Genomic DNA, 24917 nt, shown 5'->3' on the forward strand with positions numbered 1-24917 from the left:
GAGCAAAAAGTAAAACGTATGCCGGTTTTCGCCACACATTGGCGGTAAGTTTCTGTAAAAGTGTGGTCTGATGCCTGCTTTACGCTACTATCGACAGTAAATTAGTACGCCTGATACCGGGAAAGAGGTGATGATGAATCAGGGGCAAACGAATTTGGTCGAGGTCCGCAACGTGAGCTTCTCACGCGGAGAGCGGTCGATATTCGATAATATTTCGCTGACGGTCCCGAAGGGAAAAGTAACGGCCATTATGGGGCCTTCAGGTATTGGGAAAACGACATTGCTGCGCCTCATTGGCGGTCAGTTGCAGCCCAATGGGGGTGAAATCTGGTTTAACGGTGAAAATATCCCCGCTTTATCGCGCTCTCGCTTATATGAAGCGAGAAAAAAAATGAGCATGTTGTTCCAGTCTGGCGCACTGTTTACCGATCTAACCGTCTATGAAAATGTCGCCTGGCCATTGCGTGAGCATACGCGGCTACCGGCGCCGCTATTGCACAGCACAGTAATGATGAAGCTTGAAGCGGTAGGGCTGCGCGGGGCGGCGTATTTAAAACCTTCGGAACTCTCTGGCGGGATGGCGCGCCGCGCGGCGCTGGCGCGCGCCATCGCGTTGGAGCCTGAGCTGATTATGTTTGACGAACCCTTCGTGGGTCAGGATCCGATTACGATGGGCGTGTTGGTGAAACTGATCGATGAATTGAACCACTCACTCGGCGTGACCTGTATTGTCGTTTCACATGATGTGCCGGAGGTCTTGAGCATTGCTGATTACGCCTATATTGTTGCCGGACAAAAAATTATTGCTCAAGGAACGACTCAGGCGCTAGAGGAAAACGATGATGCTCGCGTACGTCAGTTTATTGACGGCATTGCGGATGGGCCGGTGCCATTTCGTTTTCCTGCCGGAGATTATCTGACGGATCTCACCGGCTCGGGGAGTAACTAAACTGATGTTTCTACGTGCGCTGTCATCCTTTGGAAGGCGTGGAATTAATACCTGTGCGGCATTTGGTCGGGCAGGGCTGATGCTGTTTCATGCGCTGGTGGGGAAACCCCAGTTTCGTAAGCATGGGCCATTGGTGATCAAACAACTATATAGCGTAGGTGTGCTTTCGTTATTGATTATCGTGGTTTCCGGCCTGTTTATCGGCATGGTGCTTGGCTTGCAAGGGTATTTGGTGTTAACCACCTATAGCGCCGAAACCAGCCTTGGTATGCTGGTGGCGCTTTCGCTGTTGCGAGAGTTAGGCCCGGTGGTCACTGCGTTGCTGTTTGCGGGCCGTGCCGGTTCTGCGTTGACGGCGGAAATTGGCTTGATGAAGGCGACGGAGCAACTGTCTAGCATGGAAATGATGGCGGTTGATCCATTACGTCGGGTGGTTTCGCCGCGCTTCTGGGCGGGGTTCATTAGCTTGCCGCTGCTGGCGCTGATTTTCACCGCGGTAGGGATTTGGGGCGGTTCGCTGGTTGGCGTAAGCTGGAAAGGTATTGATCCCGGCTTTTTCTGGTCGGCAATGCAAAGCGCAGTCGACATACGAACCGATATTCTTAACTGCGTGATTAAAAGCGCCGTCTTTGCCGTGACGGTGACGTGGATTGCGCTGTTTAACGGTTATGACGCCATTCCGACCTCGGAAGGGATTAGTCGGGCTACAACGCGTACCGTGGTGCATTCATCGCTGGCGGTGCTCGGTCTGGATTTTGTGCTGACGGCACTGATGTTTGGGAACTGAAGCAATGCAAACCAAGAAAAGTGAAATTTGGGTAGGTGCGTTTATGCTGCTGGCGCTGTTAGCAGTCATTTTCCTCTGCCTGCGCGTGGCCGATCTCAAGTCGCTGGGTACTGAGCCCACCTGGAAACTCTATGCGACTTTCGACAATATTGGCGGCCTGAAAGTCAGTTCGCCGGTAAAAATCGGTGGTGTGGTTATTGGGCGTGTTACCGACATTTCTCTCGACCCCAAAAACTATTCGCCGCGCGTTACCATGGCAATTGACGATAAATATAACCAGTTACCTGATACCAGCTCATTGGCGATTCGTACCCAAGGGTTATTAGGTGAGCAGTTCCTGGCGCTGAACGTCGGTTTTGACGATCCGGAAATGGGGACTGCGATCCTGAAAGATGGCGATACATTGCGTGACACCAAATCCGCGCTAGTGCTGGAAGATTTGATTGGTCAGTTCCTCTATAAGAGCGGGAACGGCGATGACAAGAATAAGCAAGAGCAGAACGCGCCGCCATCGGGTGCGCAACCTGCTCCTGCCGCACCGGAACAACCATAAGAGGTCAGATATGATTAAACGTTTTTTGATGGTCGCGCTGCTGGCGATAGCGCCGTTAGCGGCGACTGCTGCCGATCAAAGTAACCCGTATAAGCTGATGAATGAGGCGGCGGCTAAAACTTTTACCCGCTTAAAAAACGAGCAACCTAAAATCAAGCAGGACCCGAACTATCTGCGCGACGTTGTAAAACAAGAACTACTGCCGTACGTACAAATCAAGTATGCAGGTGCGCTGGTATTGGGCCGTTATTATAAAGAAGCTACCCCGGCGCAGCGCGAAGCCTACTTTAAGGCGTTTGGCGATTACCTGGCGCAGGCCTATGGGCAAGCTTTAGCGCTGTATAATGGCCAAACTTATCAGGTTGCGCCTGAGCAGCCGATTGGCGACGCCAACATTGTCGCGATCCGGGTGACCATTATCGATCCAAACGGCCGTCCTCCGGTTCGTCTGGATTTTCAGTGGCGTAAAAACACCCGTACCGGTGACTGGCAGGCATATGACATGATTGCCGAAGGGATCAGTATGATCACCACCAAACAAAATGAGTGGAGCGATACGTTACGCCAGAAAGGCATTGATGGCCTGACTGAGCAGTTGAAATCGTACGCGGCGCAGCCGATTACGTTGGATAAGAATAAGCAATGACCGGGCAATTGCGTTGGCATGTTGAGGGGCAGACACTGTGCCTGCAAGGCGAACTTGATCGTGAAACGCTAATCTCGCTGTGGCAGCAACGCGAGACGGTAATGAAGCAGATCGACATTATCGACGTGTCGGCGCTGGAACGGGTTGATTCTGCCGGGTTGGCGCTGTTGGTCCATCTCCGGCAGATGGCGCAGCAGCCTGGTAAAACACCGCTCTTTAACGGCGTGACGGATAAATTGCATTCGTTAATTACGCTGTATAACTTACAGCAGATCATTGTTTCTGCTGCAAAACCACAATAGTGGTGGTGAAGCATTCCACTAGCCCCTGCTTTGGCAGGGGCTTTTTGCTTATTTAAGATAAATGCGCTTTCAACTAAGATGTCAGCCTGTTTATCATCAACCGAATTAGAAATGATATGGAAAATAGTGAAATTCAGTCCGTGCTGATGAGCGCGTTACCCTTGCAAGAAGTGCATGTCACCGGTGATGGCAGCCATTTTCAGGTTATTGCCGTGGGTGAAATGTTCGGCGAATTGAGCCGGGTAAAAAAACAGCAAACCGTGTATGCGCCATTAATGGAATATATTGCAGATAATCGCATTCATGCGGTTTCTATCAAAACCTATACGCCGGATGAATGGGCGCGTGACCGTAAACTAAACGGTTTTTAAGCTGCTCGCGCGGCCATCGCGGGCGGTGGCCCGGCATCAGCCTTTTGAGTATCTGACGACAGAGAACAGTTGCAATGGATAAATTTCGTGTGCAGGGTCCGACCCGGCTCAGTGGTGAAGTGACAATTTCCGGTGCTAAAAATGCCGCGCTGCCGATCCTGTTTGCCGCTTTATTGGCTGAAGAGCCGGTAGAAATCCAGAATGTCCCCAAACTGAAGGACATCGATACCACCATGAAGCTGTTGAGCCAACTGGGGGTGAAAGCAGAACGTAATGGTTCCGTGCATCTGGATGCTAGCGATGTCAGCATCTACTGCGCGCCTTATGAGCTGGTGAAAACCATGCGCGCTTCAATTTGGGCGCTTGGGCCGTTGGTGGCGCGTTTTGGTCAGGGGCAGGTTTCGTTACCGGGCGGCTGCGCAATCGGCGCGCGTCCGGTGGACCTTCATATTAGTGGGCTGGAACAGCTTGGTGCAGAAATCAAGCTGGAAGAAGGGTATGTCAAAGCCTCGGTTGATGGCCGCCTGAAAGGCGCACACATCGTGATGGATAAAGTTAGCGTTGGCGCAACGGTAACCATTATGAGTGCAGCCACGCTGGCAACCGGCACTACGGTGATTGAGAATGCGGCGCGCGAGCCGGAGATTGTCGATACGGCGAATTTTCTCAACACATTAGGCGCTAAAATTTCGGGCGCCGGTAGCGATCGTATTACTATCGAAGGGGTTGAGCGGCTTGGCGGCGGCGTGTATCGCGTCCTGCCTGATCGTATTGAAACCGGTACTTTCCTGGTCGCGGCGGCAATTTCCGGCGGTAAAGTGGTGTGCCACAATACACGCCCGGATACGCTGGATGCGGTATTGGCTAAGCTACGCGAAGCAGGTGCCGATATTGAAACCGGTGAAGATTGGATCAGTCTCGACATGCACGGTAAGCGTCCGAAAGCGGTCAACGTTCGCACTGCCCCGCACCCTGGCTTCCCAACCGATATGCAGGCGCAGTTTTCATTACTGAACCTGGTGGCGGAAGGGACCGGCGTGATCACCGAAACCATCTTTGAAAACCGTTTTATGCACATCCCTGAGTTGATCCGGATGGGAGCGCATGCCGAAATTGAGAGTAATACGGCCATTTGCCACGGCGTGGAAAAGTTATCGGGCGCACAGGTAATGGCGACGGATCTGCGTGCTTCCGCCAGTTTGGTCTTGGCGGGCTGTATTGCGGAAGGTATTACGCTGGTTGATCGTATTTATCATATCGATCGTGGCTATGAGCATATCGAAGATAAGCTGATGGCGATGGGCGCCAATATTGAGCGCGTGAAAGGCGAATAATCCGCTAACCCGCGCGATCTGAAAACTGGCCCTGATTTGGCAAATGCGAAATCAGGGCTTTTTCATGGGTAAGAAACATGCTGGATCAGGAGGTATGCGTCCGGCGGATCAATTTTTTCCGATCGATCATTTGGTGTGTTTCCGGATCGAAATAGCGGCTCGGCCAGATCTTGGAAGGATGAACTTCGATCGCCTCCGCAATAATCCATTCTCCTTTCGGCCATGGACGTGTCAGGGCGTTTGCCAACGTTGACGAGCTAAGCCCCGCCTCGCGAGAAACTGCCGCCATCGTGGTCCCTTTTTTGCGTAATGCGGCGATCACATCCGCCGGATGCCAGTCTCTATTCCTTACGTTTGCCATTATCTTCTCCTTTTGCCTGTGCAATTTTTTGGAAACAATAGATGTAAAATTTACTCTTACTGACTGTTAAGTTTAAGAGTAAGCATTATTACTAAATGAAATCATTGAGTAATATGCTTTAATTACGATGGTTTTATAGCAGATAGTTTCCATAAGTTTCCAGTAAAATTTGTGTGAGGGTGTGGAATTGTGTTTTTTATCGCAAAAGGGCTGAAATGAGTGAAAGGTGAAGTGGGGCAGGAAAGAGAGGGATAAGGAGCCGGGCGACACTAGTCGTCGCGCGCCCGGCTGGACGAGCTTAATATTCGCGTTGTACTGACATATGCGCCAGTGCTTCAAGAGCGCTACGCCACGGAGATTCCGGCAGCGCACTGAGAGCGGAAATCGCTTTATCCGCTTCCTGCTCAGCCCGCTGACGCGTCCATTCCAGTGAACCGCATTGACGCATGGTTTCCAGAACAGGATCCAGCAAATGGCGCCCGTTACCTTCTTCAATGGCTGTACGGATCATTGCCGCTTGCTCGGCATTGCCATGCTGCATGGCATGCAATAGCGGGAGCGTGGGTTTACCTTCACTCAAGTCATCGCCGACATTTTTACCCAGTGTTTGTCCATCTGCGCTGTAATCAAGCAGATCGTCAATCAATTGGAAAGCGGTACCGATGTAACGCCCATAATCCTGTAACGCTTTTTCCTGTGCTTCGTTAGCACTGGCCAGGATGGCGGAAGATTGCGCGGCGGCCTCAAACAGGCGTGCGGTTTTGCTGTAAATGACCCGCATATAGCTTTCTTCCGTAATATCGGGATCATTACAGTTCATCAACTGCAGTACTTCGCCTTCGGCGATGACATTTACCGCTTCTGACATCAGCTCCAGTACGCGTAACGAGCCGAGGCTCGTCATCATCTGGAACGCGCGGGTATAGATAAAATCCCCCACCAGCACGCTGGCAGCGTTACCAAACGCGGCATTTGCCGTGGCTTTACCTCGGCGCATGTCAGACTCATCAACCACGTCGTCATGCAGCAACGTCGCGGTATGGATAAATTCTATTAGCGCAGCGATGGTGACGTGTTGTTTACCGTCATAACCGATTGCGCGCGCGGCAAGTACCGCAATCATCGGACGGATGCGCTTACCGCCGCCGCTGATAATGTAATATCCCAACTGATTGATGAGCGAAACATCTGAATTCAGCTGTTCAAGGATGGTCTCGTTGACGGCCGCCATGTCTTGCGCGGTTAATTCATTTATCTGTTCTAAGTTCATCAGTCTGTTCAGCTATTGCTCTGTCCACTGCTATGATAAGCGTCTTTATTCACGCCTGCGGCAAGTAATGTATTACAGATTGTACTTGAAAAACGAGGCCGGTGAACGTTAACAATGAGGCTGCGTTTTTTTTCTGCAATCCGTTGAAAAGTGCTCTTGTCAACGCGAGGGTTTTTGCGTAGAATTCGCGCCCTATTGTGAATATTTATAGCGCCGCCTGAAAAATTAAGAGGGCTGGTGCGGAAAGCGGAGTTTTATATGTACGCGGTTTTCCAAAGTGGTGGTAAACAACACCGAGTAAGCGAAGGTCAGACCGTTCGCCTGGAAAAGCTGGACATCGCAACCGGTGAAACCATTGAGTTTGACCAGGTTCTGATGATTGCAAATGGCGATGACGTTAAGATCGGTGCCCCGTTAGTTTCAGGCGGCGTGATCAAAGCAGAAATCGTTGCTCACGGTCGTGGCGATAAAATTAAAATCGTTAAGTTTCGTCGTCGTAAACACCACCGTAAGCAGCAAGGCCACCGTCAGTGGTTCACTGATGTGAAAATCACTGGCATTAGCGCCTAAGAGGAGATCGGATAAATGGCACACAAAAAGGCTGGCGGCTCCACACGTAACGGTCGCGATTCCAACGCAAAACGTCTTGGCGTTAAGCGTTTCGGTGGTGAATCAGTTCTGGCTGGTAGCATCATCGTTCGTCAGCGTGGTACTAAATTCCATGCTGGTAGCAACGTAGGCTGTGGTCGTGACCACACCCTGTTTGCAACTGCAGACGGTAAAGTAAAATTCGAAGTTAAAGGCCCGAACAACCGTAAATACATCAGCATCGTTGCTGAGTAAGGTTTTCGTGCTGCGGGCCGGCTGAACCAGGCGGTACGCATTAACGAATTGAAGCCCCGCAGAGATTGCGGGGCTTTTTACATTCTGGTTTTTAATTCAGTGCGGCAGGACATCGAAAGATGAAACAGCAAGCGGGAGCAGGTATCGCACTGGCGTTGGTCACAGCAATGTGCTGGGGTTCGCTACCGATTGCCATGAAGCAAGTGTTGACGACGATGGATCCTTTCACCGTTGTTTTCTACCGTTTTCTGCTGGCGGGTTTAGGGCTGCTGCTGATTTTATCTCTGAAACGGCAACTGCCGCCGCGGCGGATTTTTACCCGCCCGCGTTGGTTGTTAATGGTGGTGGTCGCTACGGCAGGTCTATTGGGCAACTTCGTGTTGTTCAGTTCTTCGCTACGTTACCTAAGCCCAACGGCGTCGCAGGTCATCGGTCAGCTTGCACCGCCGGGAATGATGATTGCCAGCGTCTTTATTTTAAAAGAGAAAATGCGTCCCACGCAGATTGTCGGTGCGTTGATGCTGATGTGTGGGCTGGTGATGTTTTTTAACACCAGTTTGCTCGAGATTTTTACCCGACTCACCGATTATACCCTGGGCGTGATTTTTGGCGTTGGCGCCGCAAGTGTTTGGGTAATCTATGGCGTTGCTCAAAAAGTCCTGCTACGACGCCTGGCTTCACAGCAAATCCTGTTTTTGCTGTACACTTTATGTACTCTTACGTTACTGCCGTTAGCTACGCCGGGCTTAATTACGCAACTTACCGGCTGGCAACTGGCATGCCTGCTTTATTGCGGCCTGAATACATTAGTGGGTTATGGCGCGTTGGCGGAAGCGTACGCACGTTGGCAGGCCGCGCAGGTCAGCGCACTGGTCACGTTAACGCCGCTGTTTACGCTGCTATTTTCTGAATTATTGTCACTTGGCTGGCCGGACTTTTTTGCCGTACCGATACTCAATTTATTGGGCTATATCGGTGCAGTGGTGGTGGTGGCTGGCGCAATGTTTTCCGCAATTGGTCATCGCTTATGGCCTCGGCGGACCGAGCCTGTTCCGGTGCCTCCGCTCCGGACGCCAGGCGAATGATTTACGGAGAAGTAAAATGAAGTTTGTTGATGAAGCGACGATTTTGGTTGTCGCAGGCGACGGTGGGAATGGTTGTGTGAGTTTCCGCCGTGAAAAGTATATCCCGAAAGGGGGCCCGGACGGCGGCGATGGCGGTGATGGCGGCGACGTTTATTTAGTGGCGGACGAGAATCTAAACACGCTTATCGATTATCGTTTCGAGAAATCTTTCCGTGCGGAACGCGGTCAAAACGGCCAAAGCCGCGACTGTACCGGTAAACGTGGTAAAGACATTGTCGTTAAGGTGCCGGTAGGGACGCGCGTTATCGATCAGGGAACCGGTGAAACGCTGGGCGATATGACGCGCCATGAGCAGAAACTGATGGTCGCCAAAGGCGGCTGGCACGGTCTGGGCAATACGCGTTTTAAATCTTCGGTTAACCGTACCCCACGTCAAAAGACGATGGGGACACCGGGTGAGAAACGTGACCTGCAATTGGAATTAATGCTGTTAGCCGATGTGGGTATGCTGGGCTTGCCAAATGCGGGTAAATCTACCTTTATCCGCGCGGTATCGGCAGCGAAACCCAAAGTGGCCGACTATCCGTTTACTACCTTAGTGCCGAGTCTCGGCGTGGTACGTATGGATAGCGAACAAAGCTTCGTGGTGGCCGATATTCCCGGTCTGATCGAGGGCGCAGCAGAAGGCGCTGGGTTGGGGATCCGCTTCCTGAAACACCTTGAGCGTTGTCGTGTATTGCTTCATTTGATCGATCTGGCGCCGATCGATGAATCCGATCCGATAGAAAATGCGCGTATTATCCTCGGCGAGTTGGAGAAGTACAGCGAGAAGCTGTATCAAAAGCCACGTTGGTTGGTGTTCAACAAAGTTGACCTGATTGATAGCGCTGAGGCTGAAGCGCGTGCGAAGGCGATTGCCGATGCATTGGGTTGGACCGAAAAATACTATCTGATTTCCGCCGCGAACCGTTCAGGTGTGAACGCTTTGTGTTGGGATGTGATGTCATTCCTCAACGCCAATCCGAAAGAGGCGGAAGAGGAAGAGAAGAAACCAGAAAAAGTCGAATTCATGTGGGATGATTACCATCGTGATGCGCTGGCACAGGCTGAAGAAACCATTGAAGACGACGAAGAGTGGGATGATGATTGGGATGAGGACGACGATGAAGGCGTTGAAATCATCTACAAACGTTAACTGACTTCCGCGAAGCGTAAAAAAGGACGAAATCTCGTCCTTTTTTTATAGCTGTCCGGGCAACTGGCAGCGCGCTTCCAGCCCACTGCGATCATGCCGGTTACACAGCGTCAGCGCACCATGATGAATTTGTAGAATGCGCAGAACGATATTTAGTCCTAAGCCGCTGCCGCCATAACGTTGGTCCATACGGCGGAAAGCTTGAGTCAGATCGCTGGCGGCGGCTTCATCAATACCTGGCCCTTCATCGCGAATAGTAACCAGACTCCCCTTGGCCTGACTCTCTACTATTACGTCGATGGTGCTTCCCTGCGGGCTATAGCGCGACGCATTCTCCAACAGGTTGCGTAGCATGAGGCGTAATAAGACCGCGTCACCCTGCACGTTGAGCGATGTATTGTAGGGCCAGATGATGGTTTGCTCGCGTCGGCTAACCAGTTCTTCCATTTCCAGCTTTAATGGCTCAATGATGTCATTTTGCCAGTACAGTGTTTGGTAATGGCCGCTGGCCAACGCTTGCCCGGCTCGCGACAGCATCAGAAGCTGCTCAATAACATGCATCAGTTGATCAATACGTGAGACCAGCACCGGGCCTTGCTTCACGCCTTGCTGTTCCAGCAACTCAAGATGTAAACGTAAACCGGCCAATGGCGTACGGAGTTCGTGGGCCGCATCGGCGGTGAACAAGCGCTCTTGCTGAAGGGTATGATCCAGCCGTGAAAGAAGCTGGTTTACCGCACCAGTGACCGCAACAATTTCGTCCATATCTGAAGAGAGCGGAAGCGGCGCTAAGTTATCGGCAGAGCGTTCAGCCAGGCTGGTTTGCAACGAGCGAAGGGGGCGGATAATCCAGCTAATGGCCCAAAAAGAAAGCAGAAGCGTGAAGCCAACCATCACCAATGACGGCAATAACAACGACGCAATCGCCTCACGAATTTCATTCTCAACGTGTTGATTGCGCGCCCGTGCAGTAAGCGTTTCATTCACCAGAAAACCGATTTGTTCACGGCTTTCATGCCATAGCCAAATAGCGCTCATCACCTGGCAGGTGAACAAAATCAGCGCCAGCATAATCAGTAAACGCCGACGCATGCTTTTCATTCGCGTAATTCCAGACGATAGCCGACGCCACGCACGGTTTTAATGCGGTCTTTCCCCAGTTTGCGGCGCAGATTGTGGATATGAACTTCAAGGGTATTTGAGCTGGTATCATCCTGCCAGCTATACAGATCCTGTTGCAGCGTTTCGCGGTGGACAGTTTGGCCGATCCGCATCAAAAGCCGGGTAAGCAACGAAAATTCTTTGGGCGTAATTTCCACCGGCTGTTGTTCAATAAACACCTGTTGTGAGGAGAGGTTAAGCCGAATATCGCCATGCTGTAGCTCATTATCGCTACGTCCCTGATAACGGCGAATCAACGCCCGTACGCGCGCTTTTAATTCAGCCAGCGCAAAGGGCTTCACTAGGTAATCATCGGCGCCGGCATCCAGACCACTGACGCGATCTTCCAACGCATCGCGGGCGGTAAGAATCAATACTGGTAAATCAATGCTCTGTTTACGCCATTGGCGCAATAACTCCGCGCCATCGCGATCCGGTAGACCGAGATCAAGCACGGCCAGGCTGTATTGCCCGCTACGCATCCAGGCATCGCCTTGGCTGGCATTATTGGCGCAGTCAACTGCATAGCCCTCGCCGGTCAGGGCAAGGGCTAAACCTTCTTGCAATAACATGTCGTCTTCAACAATCAGTATCTTCATGTCGATCAGTTATTCCGGTAGATGTCCTTATACAGGCGGCTTTCAAAGCGCACCAACGGGATACGCCGCGTGCGTTGATCCTCCGGCGGAACCGCATAGCCGGAGAGGTACTGCACGAAGGCCAGACGTTGACCGCTGGCAGTAGTAATGAAGCCGGCCAGGTTATACACGCCCTGTAACGAGCCGGTTTTCGCCGATACTTTGCCGTCGACTCCCGCTTCGTGTAGGCCGCCACGATAACGCAAGGTTCCATCGTAGCCTGCCAAAGGTAACATTGAAATAAAGTTTAGCTGCTGGTCGTTTTGCGCAATATATTGCAACACTTGCATCATGGTGGCTGGTGAAATAAGGTCATGACGCGACAGACCCGAACCATCCACCTGGATGGTGTTCCCTAAATCCACATTGGCTTTCTGCCGCAGTATACGCCTGACCGCATCTGAGCCTGCCCGCCAAGTGCCGGGCACGTTGAAATAGTGATGACCGATGGTGCGGAAAATGGTGTCGGCATACATATTGTCCGAACGTTTTAGCATGCTTTTCAATAGATCGTGCAGCGGCGCGGATTGTGTCTGTGCCAGCACGGTACCTGCGGCGTTGGCGCGTGTTTGTCGCACTAGATGACCGGTATAATCTATCCCCGCCTGCTGTAATTCATTTTTTAAGATCGCACCGGCCCATGCCGCACCATCCTGTACCGCAAACGCCAACGGTAGCGGCTCCGCGCGCTGAGTCATGCAACCGGTAAGCGTATAGCGGTTAAGCTCGCCGGGTACCACATCCAGTTCGCAGTAAGGCGCATCGGGCGACCCTTTGGCGAGAGTGCGAACCTCGCTAAACATATTGGCCGGGTAATAAGATGCCACGCGAATGAAGGCGTTATCGTCCGCTTTCTGCGCGCTATATAGCGAAACGGAAAAGCAGTTTTTGTCCACAATAGCCGCGCCAGGCGGCGCGCTAAAGCACTGTGTCAGATCGTTCCACGGCCAGCCGGGGGCTTTATCGTGGCTGGCGAACACGGAAGTATCGATAACCAGGTTACCCTTGATATGCGTGACGCCTTGTTTTTTCAGGACGGCAACCATATTACGCAGATCTTGGCGTGATAGCGTTGGATCGCCGCCAAAGCGCGCAATGAGATCGCCATCCAGCGTATCGCCTGAGACCGCGCCTCTGCTCTCGAGCGTGGTCTGGAAACGAAAGTCCGGCCCCAGTTCGAGCAGGGCGGCGAGGGCGGTAACCACTTTCATGGTACTGGCCGGTAGCGCCATTTGCTTACTGTGATAGTCAATCAATGGCGTTGATGCGCCAGGCTTTTGTACAATTAGCGCCAGGTTGGCGCCATCCGGTAAATATTGTGTGTACTCTTCGACAGGAGCCGCGTTGGCTTGCAGTATGAACGCACAGGTTAATCCGGTAACTAGTCGTGAAAATCGCATAATCTCGCGGTAACTGACGGGTGAAGCCGTCATACTACGGTGCATCGAGGTGGAAAGTAAACGATGACCCATAAGGAACTCTGGGGTAAAATACGTATCAAAATGCAAAATCGAATCCTGGCCTGGGGTGCGCTCCGGGTCAGGTTTCTTTTGTTTGTAAATCGACAGCAAGCGCCGCAGAACGCTTTTTTCTGCAGTTAACCTGTCAGGATGACATCAATTCAAACAGGATAGATTACGAGGTATTGAGATGAATCAGATTCCGATGACGTTAAGGGGCGCGGAAAAATTGCGCGAAGAGCTCGAAGAGCTGAAAACCGTTAAACGCCCCAGAATTATTGCCTCAATTGCTGAAGCGCGTGAACATGGCGATTTAAAAGAGAACGCTGAATATCACGCGGCGCGAGAAGAACAAGGTTTCTGCGAAGGGCGCATTCAGGAAATTGAAGCGAAGCTTTCCAACGCACAAGTGATTGATGTGACGAAAATGCCGGCCAATGGGCGCGTGATTTTCGGCGCAACGGTTCAGGTTCTGAACGTAGACACTGATGAAGAGTTTACTTACCGCATCGTAGGCGATGATGAGGCGGACTTTAAGCAGAACCTTATTTCCGTTAACTCACCGATGGCGCGCGGGCTGATCGGCAAAGAAGTTGACGATGTCGCTCTTATAAAGACGCCGGGTGGCGATGTTGAATATGAAATTCTAAAGGTAGAGTATATCTAGCGCCGTCGACGCCGCTCTTTCTCTCTTGCCTGTCAGGCTGATGTGCGTTTTCGTCGCCCGGCGGGAGAAAAGCGACGCAGTATTGTAAAGAAAGGAAAAAGGCCGCGCTGCGGCCTTTCATCCCATGCTGGAGCATGGCACTTTCTCCTCGCTGAGCCTTACCGGTTTCACCCACTAAGGAACAACAGGATAAAGGCCTGAATTAACGCGGCAACGTAATCTTACGTTCGCTGGTTGGGCGATACAGCACCAGCGTCTTGCCGATAACCTGCACGTTACTCGCACCTGTTTCACGCACAATGGCCTCAACCACAAGGTTTTTCGTTTCACGATCTTCAGTGGCGATTTTTACCTTAATGAGTTCATGATGCTCAAGCGCTTGTTCGATTTCGGCCAGCACGCCTTCAGTCAGGCCGTTATTGCCCAACATGACCACAGGTTTTAGCGGGTGAGCCAGACCTTTCAGGTGCTGTTTTTGTTTGGTACTCAGATTCATCGTATTTTTTTACTTACTTTGGGATTGAAAACGGGTCATTCTACCGCCATCTCTGGTATATCACCAAATCAGTACGACTGATTTGCGCGGTTATTTATCGCGGCAATGAAGAATAGTTGGAAAAAGTATGACAGGTAAAAAGCGTTCGGCCAGTTCCAGCCGCTGGCTTCAGGAACACTTTAGCGATAAATATGTGCAACAAGCACAGAAAAAAGGGCTGCGTTCGCGCGCCTGGTTTAAACTGGATGAAATACAGCAAGGCGATAAGCTGTTTAAACCGGGGATGACGGTGGTTGACCTCGGTGCTGCGCCCGGAGGCTGGTCACAATATGTGGTCACGCAGATTGGAGCGAAAGGGCGTATTATTGCCTGTGATATTTTACCGATGGATCCAATCGTTGGAGTCGATTTCCTTCAGGGTGATTTTCGTGAAGAATCGGTAATTAGCGCGTTGATGGAACGTGTGGGCGACGAGAAAGTTCAAGTCGTCATGTCAGATATGGCACCCAACATGAGCGGTACACCTGCCGTTGATATTCCCCGGTCAATGTATTTGGTTGAATTGGCGCTGGAGATGTGTCGCGATGTGTTGGCGCCAGGTGGTAGTTTCGTAGTGAAAGTATTTCAGGGAGATGGCTTCGATGAATACCTCCGGGAAATTCGCTCCCTGTTTACGAAAGTGAAAATTCGTAAGCCGGACGCTTCACGTTCACGTTCGCGTGAAGTGTACATTGTAGCGACAGGGCGCAAACTATAACTCAAACACTTGGAGGTGCGGTCAATGCCGTGGTGATTCCAAGTGCGAAGGATATATAGTACCCTACGCTGTCTGTTAACACAGTTGTAATAAGAGGTTAATCCCTTGAGTGACATGGCGAAAAACCTAATTCTCTGGTTAGTCATCGCAGTAGTGCTGATGTCGGTATTCCAGAGCTTTGGGCCCAGCGAGTCGAATGGCCGTAGGGTTGATTATTCGACCTTCCTGTCGGAAGTGAACCAGGATCAGGTCCGCGAGGCGCGTATTAACGGGCGTGAAATCAACGTTACCAAAAAAGACAGTAATCGATACACGACCTACATTCCTGTCAACGATCCCAAGTTGCTCGATAACCTGTTGACCAAAAATGTGAAAGTTGTCGGTGAACCGCCGGAAGAGCCGAGCCTGTTGGCCTCGATCTTCATCTCTTGGTTCCCGATGCTGTTACTGATTGGCGTCTGGATCTTCTTCATGCGACAAATGCAAGGCGGCGGCGGTAAGGGGGCAATGTCCTTCGGAAAAAGCAAAGCCCGTATGCTGACGGAAGATCAGATCAAAACCACCTTTGCCGATGTGGCAGGGTGCGATGAGGCGAAAGAGGAAGTATCTGAGCTGGTTGAATACCTGCGTGAACCGAGCCGTTTCCAAAAGCTGGGCGGTAAAATTCCTAAAGGCGTGCTGATGGTCGGGCCGCCGGGTACCGGTAAGACGCTGCTGGCGAAAGCGATCGCTGGCGAAGCGAAAGTGCCTTTCTTTACGATTTCTGGTTCTGACTTTGTTGAAATGTTTGTCGGCGTCGGGGCTTCCCGTGTGCGTGATATGTTTGAGCAGGCGAAGAAAGCGGCGCCGTGCATCATCTTTATTGATGAGATTGATGCGGTAGGCCGTCAGCGCGGTGCAGGTTTAGGCGGTGGTCACGATGAGCGTGAGCAAACGCTGAACCAGATGCTGGTTGAGATGGATGGTTTTGAAGGTAATGAAGGCATTATTGTGATTGCCGCGACCAACCGTCCTGACGTGCTGGACCCGGCGCTACTTCGTCCGGGGCGTTTTGACCGCCAGGTCGTGGTTGGTCTGCCAGATGTTCGTGGTCGCGAGCAGATCCTGAAAGTGCATATGCGTCGTGTGCCGCTGGCAACCGATATTGATGCGGCGATTATCGCCCGTGGTACGCCGGGCTTCTCGGGTGCGGATTTGGCTAACCTGGTAAACGAAGCAGCGCTGTTTGCCGCGCGCGGCAATCGCCGAGTGGTTTCGATGGTTGAGTTCGAAAAAGCCAAAGACAAAATCATGATGGGTGCGGAGCGTCGCTCCATGGTGATGACTGAAGCGCAGAAAGAGTCCACGGCTTACCATGAGGCGGGGCACGCGATTATTGGTCGGTTGGTTCCCGAACACGATCCAGTGCATAAAGTCACTATTATTCCGCGCGGTCGCGCATTGGGGGTAACGTTCTTCTTACCGGAAGGCGATGCGATCAGTGCCAGCCGTCAGAAACTCGAAAGTCAGATTTCAACGCTGTACGGCGGTCGTTTGGCGGAAGAGATTATTTACGGAGCGGAGCGTGTTTCTACCGGAGCGTCTAACGACATCAAGGTAGCCACTAACCTGGCGCGTAATATGGTTACCCAGTGGGGCTTTTCGGAAAAATTAGGTCCATTGCTGTATGCGGAAGAAGAGGGCGAAGTGTTTTTGGGGCGTTCAGTTGCCAAAGCCAAACATATGTCTGATGAAACCGCGCGTATTATCGATCAGGAAGTGAAGTCGCTGATTGAAACGAATTACCAGCGCGCACGTCGTATTCTAAACGAAAATATGGATATTCTTCACTCGATGAAGGATGCGTTGATGAAATATGAAACTATCGACGCCCCGCAAATCGATGACCTGATGGCGCGCCGTGAAGTGCGTCCGCCAGCCGGTTGGGAAGATCCTAACAGCACCAATAATTCAGATAATAACGGTACGCCGAAGGCGCCGCGTCCGGTTGATGAACCGCGTACGCCGAATCCGGGCAACACCATGTCTGAGCAGTTTGATAAGTAAGCGTTGCGGCTTACGCTTGAAGAAAACCCCGGCTGGTCCGGGGTTTTTTACATCCAAAAAACCGGTCATCAACAGGAGAGTATCAAGATGAAGTTGTACGCCAGAGATTCCATACTGGATTTGTCACATCCCCACGTTATGGGCATCCTAAACGTTACGCCTGATTCTTTCTCCGATGGTGGCAAACACCACGCCCTGATCGACGCGTTAACACATACCAATGAAATGGTGAATGCCGGGGCGACGATTATCGATGTTGGTGGTGAGTCGACGCGGCCGGGGGCTGCGGAAGTTAGCGTTGATGAAGAGTTGGAAAGGGTCATCCCAGTGGTGGAGGCGATCGCGCAGCGCTTTGAAGTGTGGATATCCGTTGACACTTCGCGACCAGAAGTTATGCGCGAATCCGCACGAGTAGGCGCTCACCTCATTAATGATATTCGAGCATTGCAGGAACCCGGCGCGCTGGAAGCGGCGGCGGAAATCGAGTTGCCGGTCTGCTTAATGCATATGCAGGGTGATCCGCGCACAATGCAGCAGGCGCCGCATTATCAGCATGTGGTGCGCGAGGTGGATGACTTTTTTTCACAACAGATCGCACGGTGTGAAGCGGCGGGGATTAAAAAATCACAGTTGTTGCTCGACCCGGGCTTCGGTTTCGGTAAAAATCTGAGCCACAATTACCAGTTGCTGGCGCAGCTAAGTGAGTTTCATCATTTTGAGTTGCCGCTGCTGGTAGGAATGTCACGCAAGTCGATGATTGGACAATTACTGAATGTGGGCCCGTCCCAGCGGCTTACCGGGAGCCTGGCTTGTGCGGTGATTGCCGCCATGCAGGGGGCGCACATTATTCGCGTACATGACGTGAAAGAGACCGTGGAAGCGATGCGAGTCGTCGAAGCAACAAAATCAGCGAAGGAATAAAAACGCATGAGTAACCGTAAATATTTTGGCACCGATGGTATCCGCGGCAAAGTGGGTGAATCGCCGATTACCCCTGATTTTGTGCTTAAACTGGGCTGGGCCGCAGGTAAAGTGCTGGCGCGTCATGGCTCGAAAAAAATTATTATTGGCAAAGATACCCGTATTTCGGGCTATATGCTGGAATCCGCACTCGAAGCTGGCCTGGCGGCGGCAGGCTTATCCGCCGCCTTCACCGGGCCGATGCCGACCCCTGCCGTGGCTTATTTGACACGCACTTTTCGCGCTGAAGCGGGGATCGTAATTTCTGCCTCACACAACCCATTTGATGACAACGGCATTAAGTTTTTCTCCATTGAGGGCACCAAACTGCCTGATGCGGTGGAAGAAGCGATTGAGCAGGAGATGGAAAAACCGATCACCTGTGTAGAGTCTGCCGAATTAGGGCGTGCTAGCCGTATTGTCGATGCGGCCGGACGCTACATTGAATTTTGTAAAGGGACTTTTCCCGGCGAGTTGAGCCTGAATGGTTTAAAAATTGTCGTCGATTGCGCCAATGGCGCAACTTATCATATCGCGCCGAATGTGTTGCGCGAACTGGGCGCGACGGTGGTTGCCATCGGTTGTCAGCCGGATGGCGTTAACATCAATCAAGAGTGCGGCGCAACCGATGTGCGTTTGCTTCAGCAGCGAGTGTTGGCGGAAAAAGCCGATCTTGGCATGGCGTTCGATGGCGATGGCGACCGTATCATGATGGTCGATCATCTTGGCAATAAAGTCGATGGCGACCAGATTCTGTATATCATTGCGCGTGAGGGTTTACGTCAGGGGCAACTACGCGGCGGCGTCGTTGGCACGCTGATGAGTAACATGGGGCTAGAGCTGGCGTTAAAACAGTTAGGTATTCCGTTTGCGCGCGCGAAAGTCGGCGACCGTTACGTGCTGGAGAAATTGCAAGAAAAAGGCTGGCGCCTGGGCGCCGAAAACTCTGGGCACGTCATCTTGTTGGATAAAACCACCACTGGTGATGGTATCGTCGCAGGTTTGCAAGTGCTTACTGCAATTGTACGTAACCATATGAGTTTGCACGATCTGTGCAGCGGTATGAAACTGTTGCCACAAATCCTGGTCAATGTGCGCTTTAGCGGCGTTAACGATCCGCTGGAAGATGAGCAGGTTAAAGCGGTTACCGCTGAAGTTGAAAAAGAGCTACAGGGGCGCGGACGGGTATTACTGCGTAAATCGGGAACCGAACCCTTGATCCGAGTAATGGTTGAAGGCGAAGATGAGCAGCAGGTTACCGCCTTAGCGCACCGTATTGCCGACGCGGTGAAAGCGGTATAATCCGCCTGGGCGGTGCTTAGCCGCCTGATTTGTCGCTTTTTTCCGCAATCAGCATCGGCGCATAAAATTGCGCTTGCGCAGGCTGTGTGACTTAGATAGTATTCACACCCGCTTCAGGTGGGTGTTAACGACAGCATTCATCTAACTGGTTTGAAGCTATTGATGTACGGTTACCGTGCAAGGAAACAGGTTGATTATGTACGAAGCTCTTCTGGTAGTTTTCCTTCTTGTGGCGATTGGCCTGGTAGGTCTGATCATGCTGCAGCAAGGCAAAGGCGCAGATATGGGAGCCTCCTTTGGCGCAGGCGCTTCTGCGACGCTGTTCGGTTCTACAGGTTCTGGTAATTTCATGACCCGTATGACGGCGGTGTTGGCGACGCTGTTCTTCATCATCAGCTTGGTTCTGGGTAATTTGAACACCAATAAAACAACTAAAGGCAGCGAGTGGGAAAATCTGTCGCAGCCGGCGCAGTCACAACAACAGACTGCACCAGCGAAACCGGCAGCGCCGAATAGCGATATCCCGCAGTAAAGCCAGCAGTTGTAAAGCTTTCGACGCGGCAGAAAGCCGCAGTCTTAGAAGTGCCGAGGTGGTGGAATTGGTAGACACGCTACCTTGAGGTGGTAGTGCCCGATTGGGCTTACGGGTTCAAGTCCCGTCCTCGGTACCAAATCTCAGTATGACTTGCATTTTTAGCAGGTTCGGCGTAACATTCGCCACGTTTTCGGACGCGGGGTGGAGCAGCCTGGTAGCTCGTCGGGCTCATAACCCGAAGGTCGTCGGTTCAAATCCGGCCCCCGCAACCACTTTCCCTTAGAGTTCTTTTTCAAATATACTGTATGCATCAGCCGGCGCATTGACAGCGAGTTTTGAAAAAAATTCTTTTGGATTGTGTTCCGAGCCGCGTTAGCGGCATACAGGGTCCAGTCGCATTAAGCCCCGATCTTTCGGGGTTTTTTGTTATCAGGAAATTGCAATACTGGGCTATTAAGCCCTTTTTTTATGTCTTGGGGGTGGGCTTGTCCACATTAGAGCAAAAATTAACAGAGATGATTTCAGCACCGGTAGAAGCGCTTGGCTACGAACTGGTCGGTATCGAGTTCATTCGTGGTCGCACATCTACGCTGCGCATCTATATTGATAGTGAAGAAGGCATCACTGTTGACGATTGTGCTGATGTCAGCCACCAGGTAAGCGCCGTAATGGATGTTGAAGATCCGATTACCGTGGCTTACAACCTTGAAGTTTCCTCGCCGGGTCTCGACCGCCCGATGTTTACCGCTGCGCACTATACGCGTTTCACTGGCGAGGAAGTGAGCCTGGTGTTGCGTATGGCCGTACAGAACCGCCGCAAATGGCAGGGCATCATTAAATCTGTTGAGGGTGAAATGATCACGGTTACCGTCGAGGGTAACGATGAAGTATTCGCGCTGAGCAATATTCAGAAAGCGAATCTGGTCCCCCACTTTTAAAAGTTCGGATTGAGGCTAACCAGGATGAATAAAGAAATCTTAGCTGTTGTAGAAGCCGTTTCTAACGAAAAAGCCCTGCCGCGTGAGAAAATCTTCGAAGCGCTGGAGAGCGCACTGGCCACTGCGACCAAGAAAAAATACGAGCAAGAGATTGATGTGCGCGTCAGCATCGATCGTAAAAGCGGTGACTTTGATACCTTCCGCCGTTGGTTAGTGGTGGAAGAAGTGACCCAGCCGACGCGTGAAATCACGCTGGAAGCGGCGCGTTTTGAAGATGAAAGTTTCAATCCCGGTGATTTTGTTGAGGACCAGATTGAGTCGGTTAAATTTGATCGTATCACGACGCAAACCGCAAAACAGGTCATCGTGCAAAAAGTGCGCGAAGCTGAACGCGCAATGGTGGTCGATCAATTCCGTGAGCAAGAAGGCGATATCATCACCGGTGTGGTGAAAAAAGTTAACCGCGACAACATCACCCTTGATTTAGGCAATAACGCTGAAGCGGTGATTCTGCGTGAAGATATGCTACCGCGCGAAAACTTCCGTCCGGGTGACCGTATTCGCGGCGTCCTCTATGCGGTGCGTCCTGAAGCACGCGGCGCGCAACTGTTCGTTAGCCGTTCCAAACCGGAAATGTTGATTGAATTGTTCCGCATTGAAGTGCCGGAAATCGGCGAAGAAGTGATTGAGATTAAAGCGGCTGCGCGCGATCCGGGTTCCCGTGCCAAAATCGCGGTGAAAACCAATGACAAACGTATCGATCCGGTCGGTGCTTGTGTCGGTATGCGCGGTGCGCGCGTACAAGCAGTTTCTAGTGAGTTAGGCGGAGAACGTATCGATATTGTGCTGTGGGATGATAATCCAGCGCAGTTCGTGATTAACGCCATGGCGCCTGCCGATGTAGCCTCTATTGTGGTGGATGAAGATAACCACACCATGGATATCGCGGTAGAAGCGGGCAATCTGGCGCAGGCAATTGGTCGTAACGGGCAAAACGTGCGTTTAGCCTCTCAACTCAGTGGTTGGGAACTGAACGTCATGACGGTCGATGACCTCCAGGCGAAGCATCAGGCAGAAGCCCACGCGGCGATTGATGTCTTTACCAAACATCTCGACATTGATGAAGATTTCGCAACCGTGCTGGTCGAGGAAGGCTTCTCTTCTCTGGAAGAGTTGGCCTACGTTCCGATCAACGAACTGTTGCAAATTGATGGTCTGGATGAAGAAACCGTAGAAGCACTGCGTGAACGTGCGAAAAATGCGTTAACCACTCTGGCATTGGCAAAAGAAGAGAGCCTGGGCGACCGTAAACCTGCAGAAGATCTTTTGAATCTGGACGGTATGGATCGCACTTTGGCCTTTAAACTGGCGGCAAAAGGTGTTTGCACGCTGGAAGATCTGGCCGAGCAGGGTGTTGACGACCTGACGGATATCGAAGGCCTGAATGATGAGACGGCCGGCGCGCTAATTATGGCTGCGCGTAATATCTGCTGGTTCGGCGATGACGCGTAATAACAGGAAGGAACAGCATGACAGATGTAACCGTAAAATCGCTGGCCGCAGAAATTGAGACCCCGGTAGAACGCCTGGTACAGCAGTTTGCTGATGCAGGGATCCGTAAGTCTGAAACTGATTCTGTGACCCAGCAAGAGAAAGAAACCTTACTGACGCACTTGAATCGTGAACACGGCAGCGCGTCAGGTTCGAGTAAACTGACCCTGCAGCGCAAAACGCGCAGCACCTTGAATATTCCAGGCACCGGGGGTAAAAGTAAGTCGGTGCAAATCGAAGTCCGCAAAAAGCGCACCTATGTAAAAGGCGATGCTGAGGCTGAACAAGCTCAGGCAGAAGCAGAAGCGCAGGCGCAGCGTGAAGCGGAAGAACAGGCTCGCCGTGAGGCGGAAGAAAAAGCCAAACGCGAAGCCGCGGAAAAAGCGAAGCGTGAAGCCGAAGAGCAAGCGAAACGTGCGGCGGTGGAAAAAGCCAAACGTGATGCAGCGGAAAAAGATAACGTGAGCAACCATCAAACCGACGAAGTAACCCGGGCAACACAGTCAGATAAAGCCCGACGCGAAGCGGAAGCCGCAGAGCTGAAGCGCAAAGCCGAAGAAGAAGCACGTCGTAAGCTCGAAGAGAATGCGAAGCGTGTTGCAGAAGAGGCACGCAAAATGGCTGAAGAAAAAGCAAAAGATTGGGAAGCGGCGCCTGCCGAGGCGGAAGACTCTACCGATTACCACGTAACCACCTCTCAGCACGCCCGCCAGGCAGAAGATGAAAATGACCGCGAAGTTGAAGGCGGTCGTGGACGCGTTCGTACCACCAAAGCGGCGCGCCCGAAAAAAGGCAATAAACATTCTGAAGCGAAAACCGATCGTGAAGAAGCCCGTGCGGCAATTCGCGGCGGCAAAGGCGGTAAGCATCGCAAGCCGAGCTCATTGCAACAAGGCTTCAACAAACCTGCGCAAGTGGTTAACCGCGATGTGGTGATTGGTGAAACTATCACCGTAGCCGAACTCGCCAATAAAATGGCCGTGAAAGGCTCGCAGGTTATCAAAGCGATGATGAAGATGGGCGCGATGGCGACCATTAACCAAGTTATCGATCAGGAAACCGCTCAGTTGGTCGCGGAAGAGATGGGCCACAAAGTGACCCTGCGCCGTGAGAACGAGCTGGAAGAAGCGGTAATGAGCGATCGTGATACCGGCGCTGCCGTGGAATCTCGCGCTCCGGTTGTTACTATCATGGGTCACGTTGACCACGGTAAAACCTCGCTGCTGGATTACATCCGCTCAACCAAAATCGCTTCTGGCGAAGCTGGCGGCATTACTCAGCATATCGGTGCTTATCACGTTGAAACTGATAACGGTATGGTGACCTTCCTTGATACCCCGGGCCACGCCGCGTTTACCGCAATGCGTGCGCGTGGTGCGCAGGCGACGGATATCGTTATTCTGGTGGTTGCCGCTGATGATGGCGTGATGCCACAAACTATCGAAGCTATCCAGCATGCGAAAGCGGCCGGTGTGCCGGTAGTGGTAGCGGTGAACAAGGTGGATAAACCTGAAGCCGATCCAGATCGCGTTAAAAATGAATTGACCCAGTACGGCATCATCCCGGAAGAGTGGGGCGGCGAAAATATGTTCGTTAACGTATCGGCTAAAGCCGGTACCGGTATTGACGATCTGTTGAACGCAATCCTGCTGCAGGCGGAAGTGTTGGAACTGACCGCTATTCGTAAAGGGATGGCAAGCGGCGTGGTTATCGAATCCTTCCTGGATAAAGGTCGTGGTCCGGTTGCAACGGTGCTGGTGCGTGAAGGTACGCTGAATAAAGGCGATATCGTACTGTGTGGCTTTGAATATGGCCGTGTTCGCGCAATGCGTGACGAACTGGGGCATGAAGTGTTAACCGCCGGTCCGTCTATCCCGGTTGAAATTCTTGGCCTGTCCGGCGTTCCTGCCGCAGGTGATGAAGCGACCGTGGTGCGTGACGAGAAAAAAGCGCGTGAAGTGGCGCTGTATCGTCAGGGCAAATTCCGCGAAGTTAAACTGGCGCGCCAACAGAAATCTAAACTGGAAAACATGTTCGCTAACATGAGTGAAGGTGAAGTTTCTGAATTGAACATCGTGCTGAAAGCCGACGTTCAGGGCTCTGTTGAAGCGATTTCCGATTCGTTACTGAAACTGTCTACCGATGAAGTGAAAGTGAAAATTGTCGGTTCCGGCGTAGGCGGGATCACCGAAACAGATGCAACGCTGGCTGCAGCCTCTAACGCCATCCTGCTCGGCTTTAACGTGCGTGCCGATGCTTCGGCTCGTCGCGTGATTGAAGCGGAAAGTCTGGATCTGCGTTACTACTCCGTCATCTATAATCTGATTGACGAAGTTAAAGCGGCAATGAGCGGTATGCTGGCACCGGAATACAAACAGCAAATTATCGGCCTTGCCGAAGTTCGCGATGTGTTCAAATCGCCGAAATTTGGTGCGATTGCCGGTTGTATGGTGACCGAAGGTATCGTCAAACGTCACAACCCAATCCGCGTGCTGCGTGACAACGTGGTTATCTATGAAGGCGAGCTGGAGTCACTGCGTCGCTTTAAAGATGATGTTAACGAAGTCCGTAATGGGATGGAATGTGGTATCGGCGTGAAGAACTACAACGATGTTCGTGCTGGCGATAGCATCGAAGTGTTCGAAGTGATCGAGATTAAGCGTACCATCGCTTAATGTTCGCACCACGCGTGACTATTTTGGGAGGCCTG

Annotated in this window: 26 protein-coding genes and 2 tRNA genes; 22 read left to right on the top strand and 6 right to left on the bottom strand. The window is 51.9% G+C overall.

The window, feature by feature from the left end:
- Positions 1-133 precede the first annotated feature (133 nt).
- From mlaF to murA, 7 genes are all read left to right on the top strand, one after another.
- Positions 134-949 (top strand): phospholipid ABC transporter ATP-binding protein MlaF, encoded by an 816-nt coding sequence (gene mlaF, locus PMPD1_RS02490; RefSeq protein ID WP_173636086.1) that lies wholly within the window; start codon positions 134-136, stop codon positions 947-949.
- Between the two features lie 4 nt (positions 950-953).
- The gene (gene mlaE, locus PMPD1_RS02495; protein ID WP_173632558.1) at positions 954-1736 is read left to right on the top strand and encodes a lipid asymmetry maintenance ABC transporter permease subunit MlaE; all 783 of its coding nucleotides are present in this window, start codon (positions 954-956) and stop codon (positions 1734-1736) included.
- Positions 1737-1740: 4 nt separating this feature from the next.
- Complete coding sequence (mlaD, locus tag PMPD1_RS02500; RefSeq protein WP_173632559.1) at positions 1741-2289, top strand: outer membrane lipid asymmetry maintenance protein MlaD; 549 nt, start codon at positions 1741-1743, stop codon at positions 2287-2289.
- Between the two features lie 10 nt (positions 2290-2299).
- Entirely contained in the window at positions 2300-2935 is a 636-nt protein-coding gene (gene mlaC / locus PMPD1_RS02505) for a phospholipid-binding protein MlaC (RefSeq protein ID WP_173632560.1), read from the top strand.
- Positions 2932-3237 carry a lipid asymmetry maintenance protein MlaB gene (gene mlaB / locus PMPD1_RS02510; protein WP_173632561.1) on the top strand — a complete coding sequence of 102 codons (306 nt, stop codon included), beginning with the start codon at positions 2932-2934 and terminating at the stop codon, positions 3235-3237. Before mlaC ends, mlaB begins: the two co-directional genes overlap by 4 nt.
- A 116-nt stretch (positions 3238-3353) precedes the next feature.
- Positions 3354-3608, top strand: a complete 255-nt coding sequence (ibaG, locus tag PMPD1_RS02515) for a BolA family iron metabolism protein IbaG (RefSeq protein WP_173632562.1) — start codon at positions 3354-3356, stop codon at positions 3606-3608.
- Positions 3609-3682: 74 nt separating this feature from the next.
- Positions 3683-4942, top strand: coding sequence for a UDP-N-acetylglucosamine 1-carboxyvinyltransferase (murA, locus tag PMPD1_RS02520; RefSeq protein WP_173632563.1), 1260 nt, complete (start codon positions 3683-3685; stop codon positions 4940-4942).
- 85 nt (positions 4943-5027) lie between these two features.
- Here murA and PMPD1_RS02525 read toward each other — a convergent pair whose 3' ends face one another.
- Together PMPD1_RS02525 and ispB are read right to left on the bottom strand one after the other, a co-directional pair.
- A complete protein-coding gene (locus PMPD1_RS02525; RefSeq protein ID WP_173632564.1) occupies positions 5028-5303 on the bottom strand; it encodes a helix-turn-helix domain-containing protein in 276 nt (91 codons plus the stop codon).
- Between the two features lie 298 nt (positions 5304-5601).
- Entirely contained in the window at positions 5602-6573 is a 972-nt protein-coding gene (ispB, locus tag PMPD1_RS02530) for an octaprenyl diphosphate synthase (protein ID WP_173632565.1), read from the bottom strand.
- Positions 6574-6831: 258 nt separating this feature from the next.
- Here ispB and rplU point away from each other — a divergent pair, with 258 nt between their 5' ends.
- The 4 genes from rplU (at position 6832) to cgtA (ending at position 9696) form a co-directional block, all read left to right on the top strand.
- Positions 6832-7143, top strand: coding sequence for a 50S ribosomal protein L21 (gene rplU / locus PMPD1_RS02535; RefSeq protein ID WP_173632566.1), 312 nt, complete (start codon positions 6832-6834; stop codon positions 7141-7143).
- Positions 7144-7158: 15 nt separating this feature from the next.
- Positions 7159-7416 carry a 50S ribosomal protein L27 gene (rpmA, locus tag PMPD1_RS02540; protein WP_009092448.1) on the top strand — a complete coding sequence of 86 codons (258 nt, stop codon included), beginning with the start codon at positions 7159-7161 and terminating at the stop codon, positions 7414-7416.
- A gap of 119 nt (positions 7417-7535) precedes the next feature.
- Positions 7536-8501: a DMT family transporter gene (locus tag PMPD1_RS02545; RefSeq protein ID WP_173632567.1), complete on the top strand. Its 966-nt coding sequence runs from the start codon at positions 7536-7538 to the stop codon at positions 8499-8501.
- 16 nt (positions 8502-8517) lie between these two features.
- Entirely contained in the window at positions 8518-9696 is a 1179-nt protein-coding gene (cgtA, locus tag PMPD1_RS02550) for an Obg family GTPase CgtA (protein WP_173632568.1), read from the top strand.
- Positions 9697-9741: 45 nt separating this feature from the next.
- Here cgtA and pmrB read toward each other — a convergent pair whose 3' ends face one another.
- The 3 genes from pmrB to dacB are packed head-to-tail and all read right to left on the bottom strand — an operon-like array spanning position 9742 to position 12895.
- A complete protein-coding gene (pmrB, locus tag PMPD1_RS02555; RefSeq protein ID WP_173632569.1) occupies positions 9742-10797 on the bottom strand; it encodes a two-component system sensor histidine kinase PmrB in 1056 nt (351 codons plus the stop codon).
- Entirely contained in the window at positions 10794-11456 is a 663-nt protein-coding gene (gene pmrA / locus PMPD1_RS02560; protein WP_173632570.1) for a two-component system response regulator PmrA, read from the bottom strand. Before pmrA ends, pmrB begins: the two co-directional genes overlap by 4 nt.
- 5 nt (positions 11457-11461) lie before the next feature.
- A complete protein-coding gene (gene dacB, locus PMPD1_RS02565) occupies positions 11462-12895 on the bottom strand; it encodes a serine-type D-Ala-D-Ala carboxypeptidase (RefSeq protein WP_173636087.1) in 1434 nt (477 codons plus the stop codon).
- A gap of 250 nt (positions 12896-13145) precedes the next feature.
- On the opposite strand from dacB, the gene greA reads away from it, so the two are divergent.
- Positions 13146-13622: a transcription elongation factor GreA gene (gene greA, locus PMPD1_RS02570; protein ID WP_173632571.1), complete on the top strand. Its 477-nt coding sequence runs from the start codon at positions 13146-13148 to the stop codon at positions 13620-13622.
- A 202-nt stretch (positions 13623-13824) separates the two neighbouring features.
- Here the strand turns inward: greA and yhbY are convergent, their stop codons facing one another.
- Complete coding sequence (yhbY, locus tag PMPD1_RS02575) at positions 13825-14118, bottom strand: ribosome assembly RNA-binding protein YhbY (protein WP_173632572.1); 294 nt, start codon at positions 14116-14118, stop codon at positions 13825-13827.
- 127 nt (positions 14119-14245) lie between these two features.
- On the opposite strand from yhbY, the gene rlmE reads away from it, so the two are divergent.
- The 10 genes from rlmE (at position 14246) to infB (ending at position 24882) form a co-directional block, all read left to right on the top strand.
- On the top strand, positions 14246-14875 hold the full coding sequence (gene rlmE / locus PMPD1_RS02580) for a 23S rRNA (uridine(2552)-2'-O)-methyltransferase RlmE (RefSeq protein ID WP_173632573.1): 630 nt from the start codon (positions 14246-14248) through the stop codon (positions 14873-14875).
- A 114-nt stretch (positions 14876-14989) separates the two neighbouring features.
- Complete coding sequence (gene ftsH / locus PMPD1_RS02585; protein WP_173632574.1) at positions 14990-16921, top strand: ATP-dependent zinc metalloprotease FtsH; 1932 nt, start codon at positions 14990-14992, stop codon at positions 16919-16921.
- An 87-nt stretch (positions 16922-17008) separates the two neighbouring features.
- Complete coding sequence (gene folP / locus PMPD1_RS02590) at positions 17009-17842, top strand: dihydropteroate synthase (protein ID WP_173632575.1); 834 nt, start codon at positions 17009-17011, stop codon at positions 17840-17842.
- 6 nt (positions 17843-17848) lie between these two features.
- Positions 17849-19183 (top strand): phosphoglucosamine mutase, encoded by a 1335-nt coding sequence (gene glmM / locus PMPD1_RS02595; RefSeq protein WP_173632576.1) that lies wholly within the window; start codon positions 17849-17851, stop codon positions 19181-19183.
- 196 nt (positions 19184-19379) lie between these two features.
- Positions 19380-19715, top strand: a complete 336-nt coding sequence (gene secG, locus PMPD1_RS02600; protein WP_173632577.1) for a preprotein translocase subunit SecG — start codon at positions 19380-19382, stop codon at positions 19713-19715.
- Positions 19716-19767: 52 nt separating this feature from the next.
- Positions 19768-19854 (top strand) — tRNA-Leu (locus tag PMPD1_RS02605).
- A 59-nt stretch (positions 19855-19913) separates the two neighbouring features.
- Positions 19914-19990, top strand: a tRNA-Met gene (locus PMPD1_RS02610).
- A 213-nt stretch (positions 19991-20203) separates the two neighbouring features.
- Positions 20204-20656, top strand: coding sequence for a ribosome maturation factor RimP (gene rimP, locus PMPD1_RS02615; RefSeq protein WP_173632578.1), 453 nt, complete (start codon positions 20204-20206; stop codon positions 20654-20656).
- Positions 20657-20680: 24 nt separating this feature from the next.
- Positions 20681-22168 carry a transcription termination factor NusA gene (nusA, locus tag PMPD1_RS02620; protein ID WP_173632579.1) on the top strand — a complete coding sequence of 496 codons (1488 nt, stop codon included), beginning with the start codon at positions 20681-20683 and terminating at the stop codon, positions 22166-22168.
- Positions 22169-22185: 17 nt separating this feature from the next.
- Positions 22186-24882: a translation initiation factor IF-2 gene (gene infB, locus PMPD1_RS02625; protein ID WP_173632580.1), complete on the top strand. Its 2697-nt coding sequence runs from the start codon at positions 22186-22188 to the stop codon at positions 24880-24882.
- Positions 24883-24917: the final 35 nt, after the last annotated feature.

It is taken from the genome of Paramixta manurensis, from assembly GCF_013285385.1.
Taxonomy (GTDB): domain Bacteria; phylum Pseudomonadota; class Gammaproteobacteria; order Enterobacterales; family Enterobacteriaceae; genus Paramixta; species Paramixta manurensis.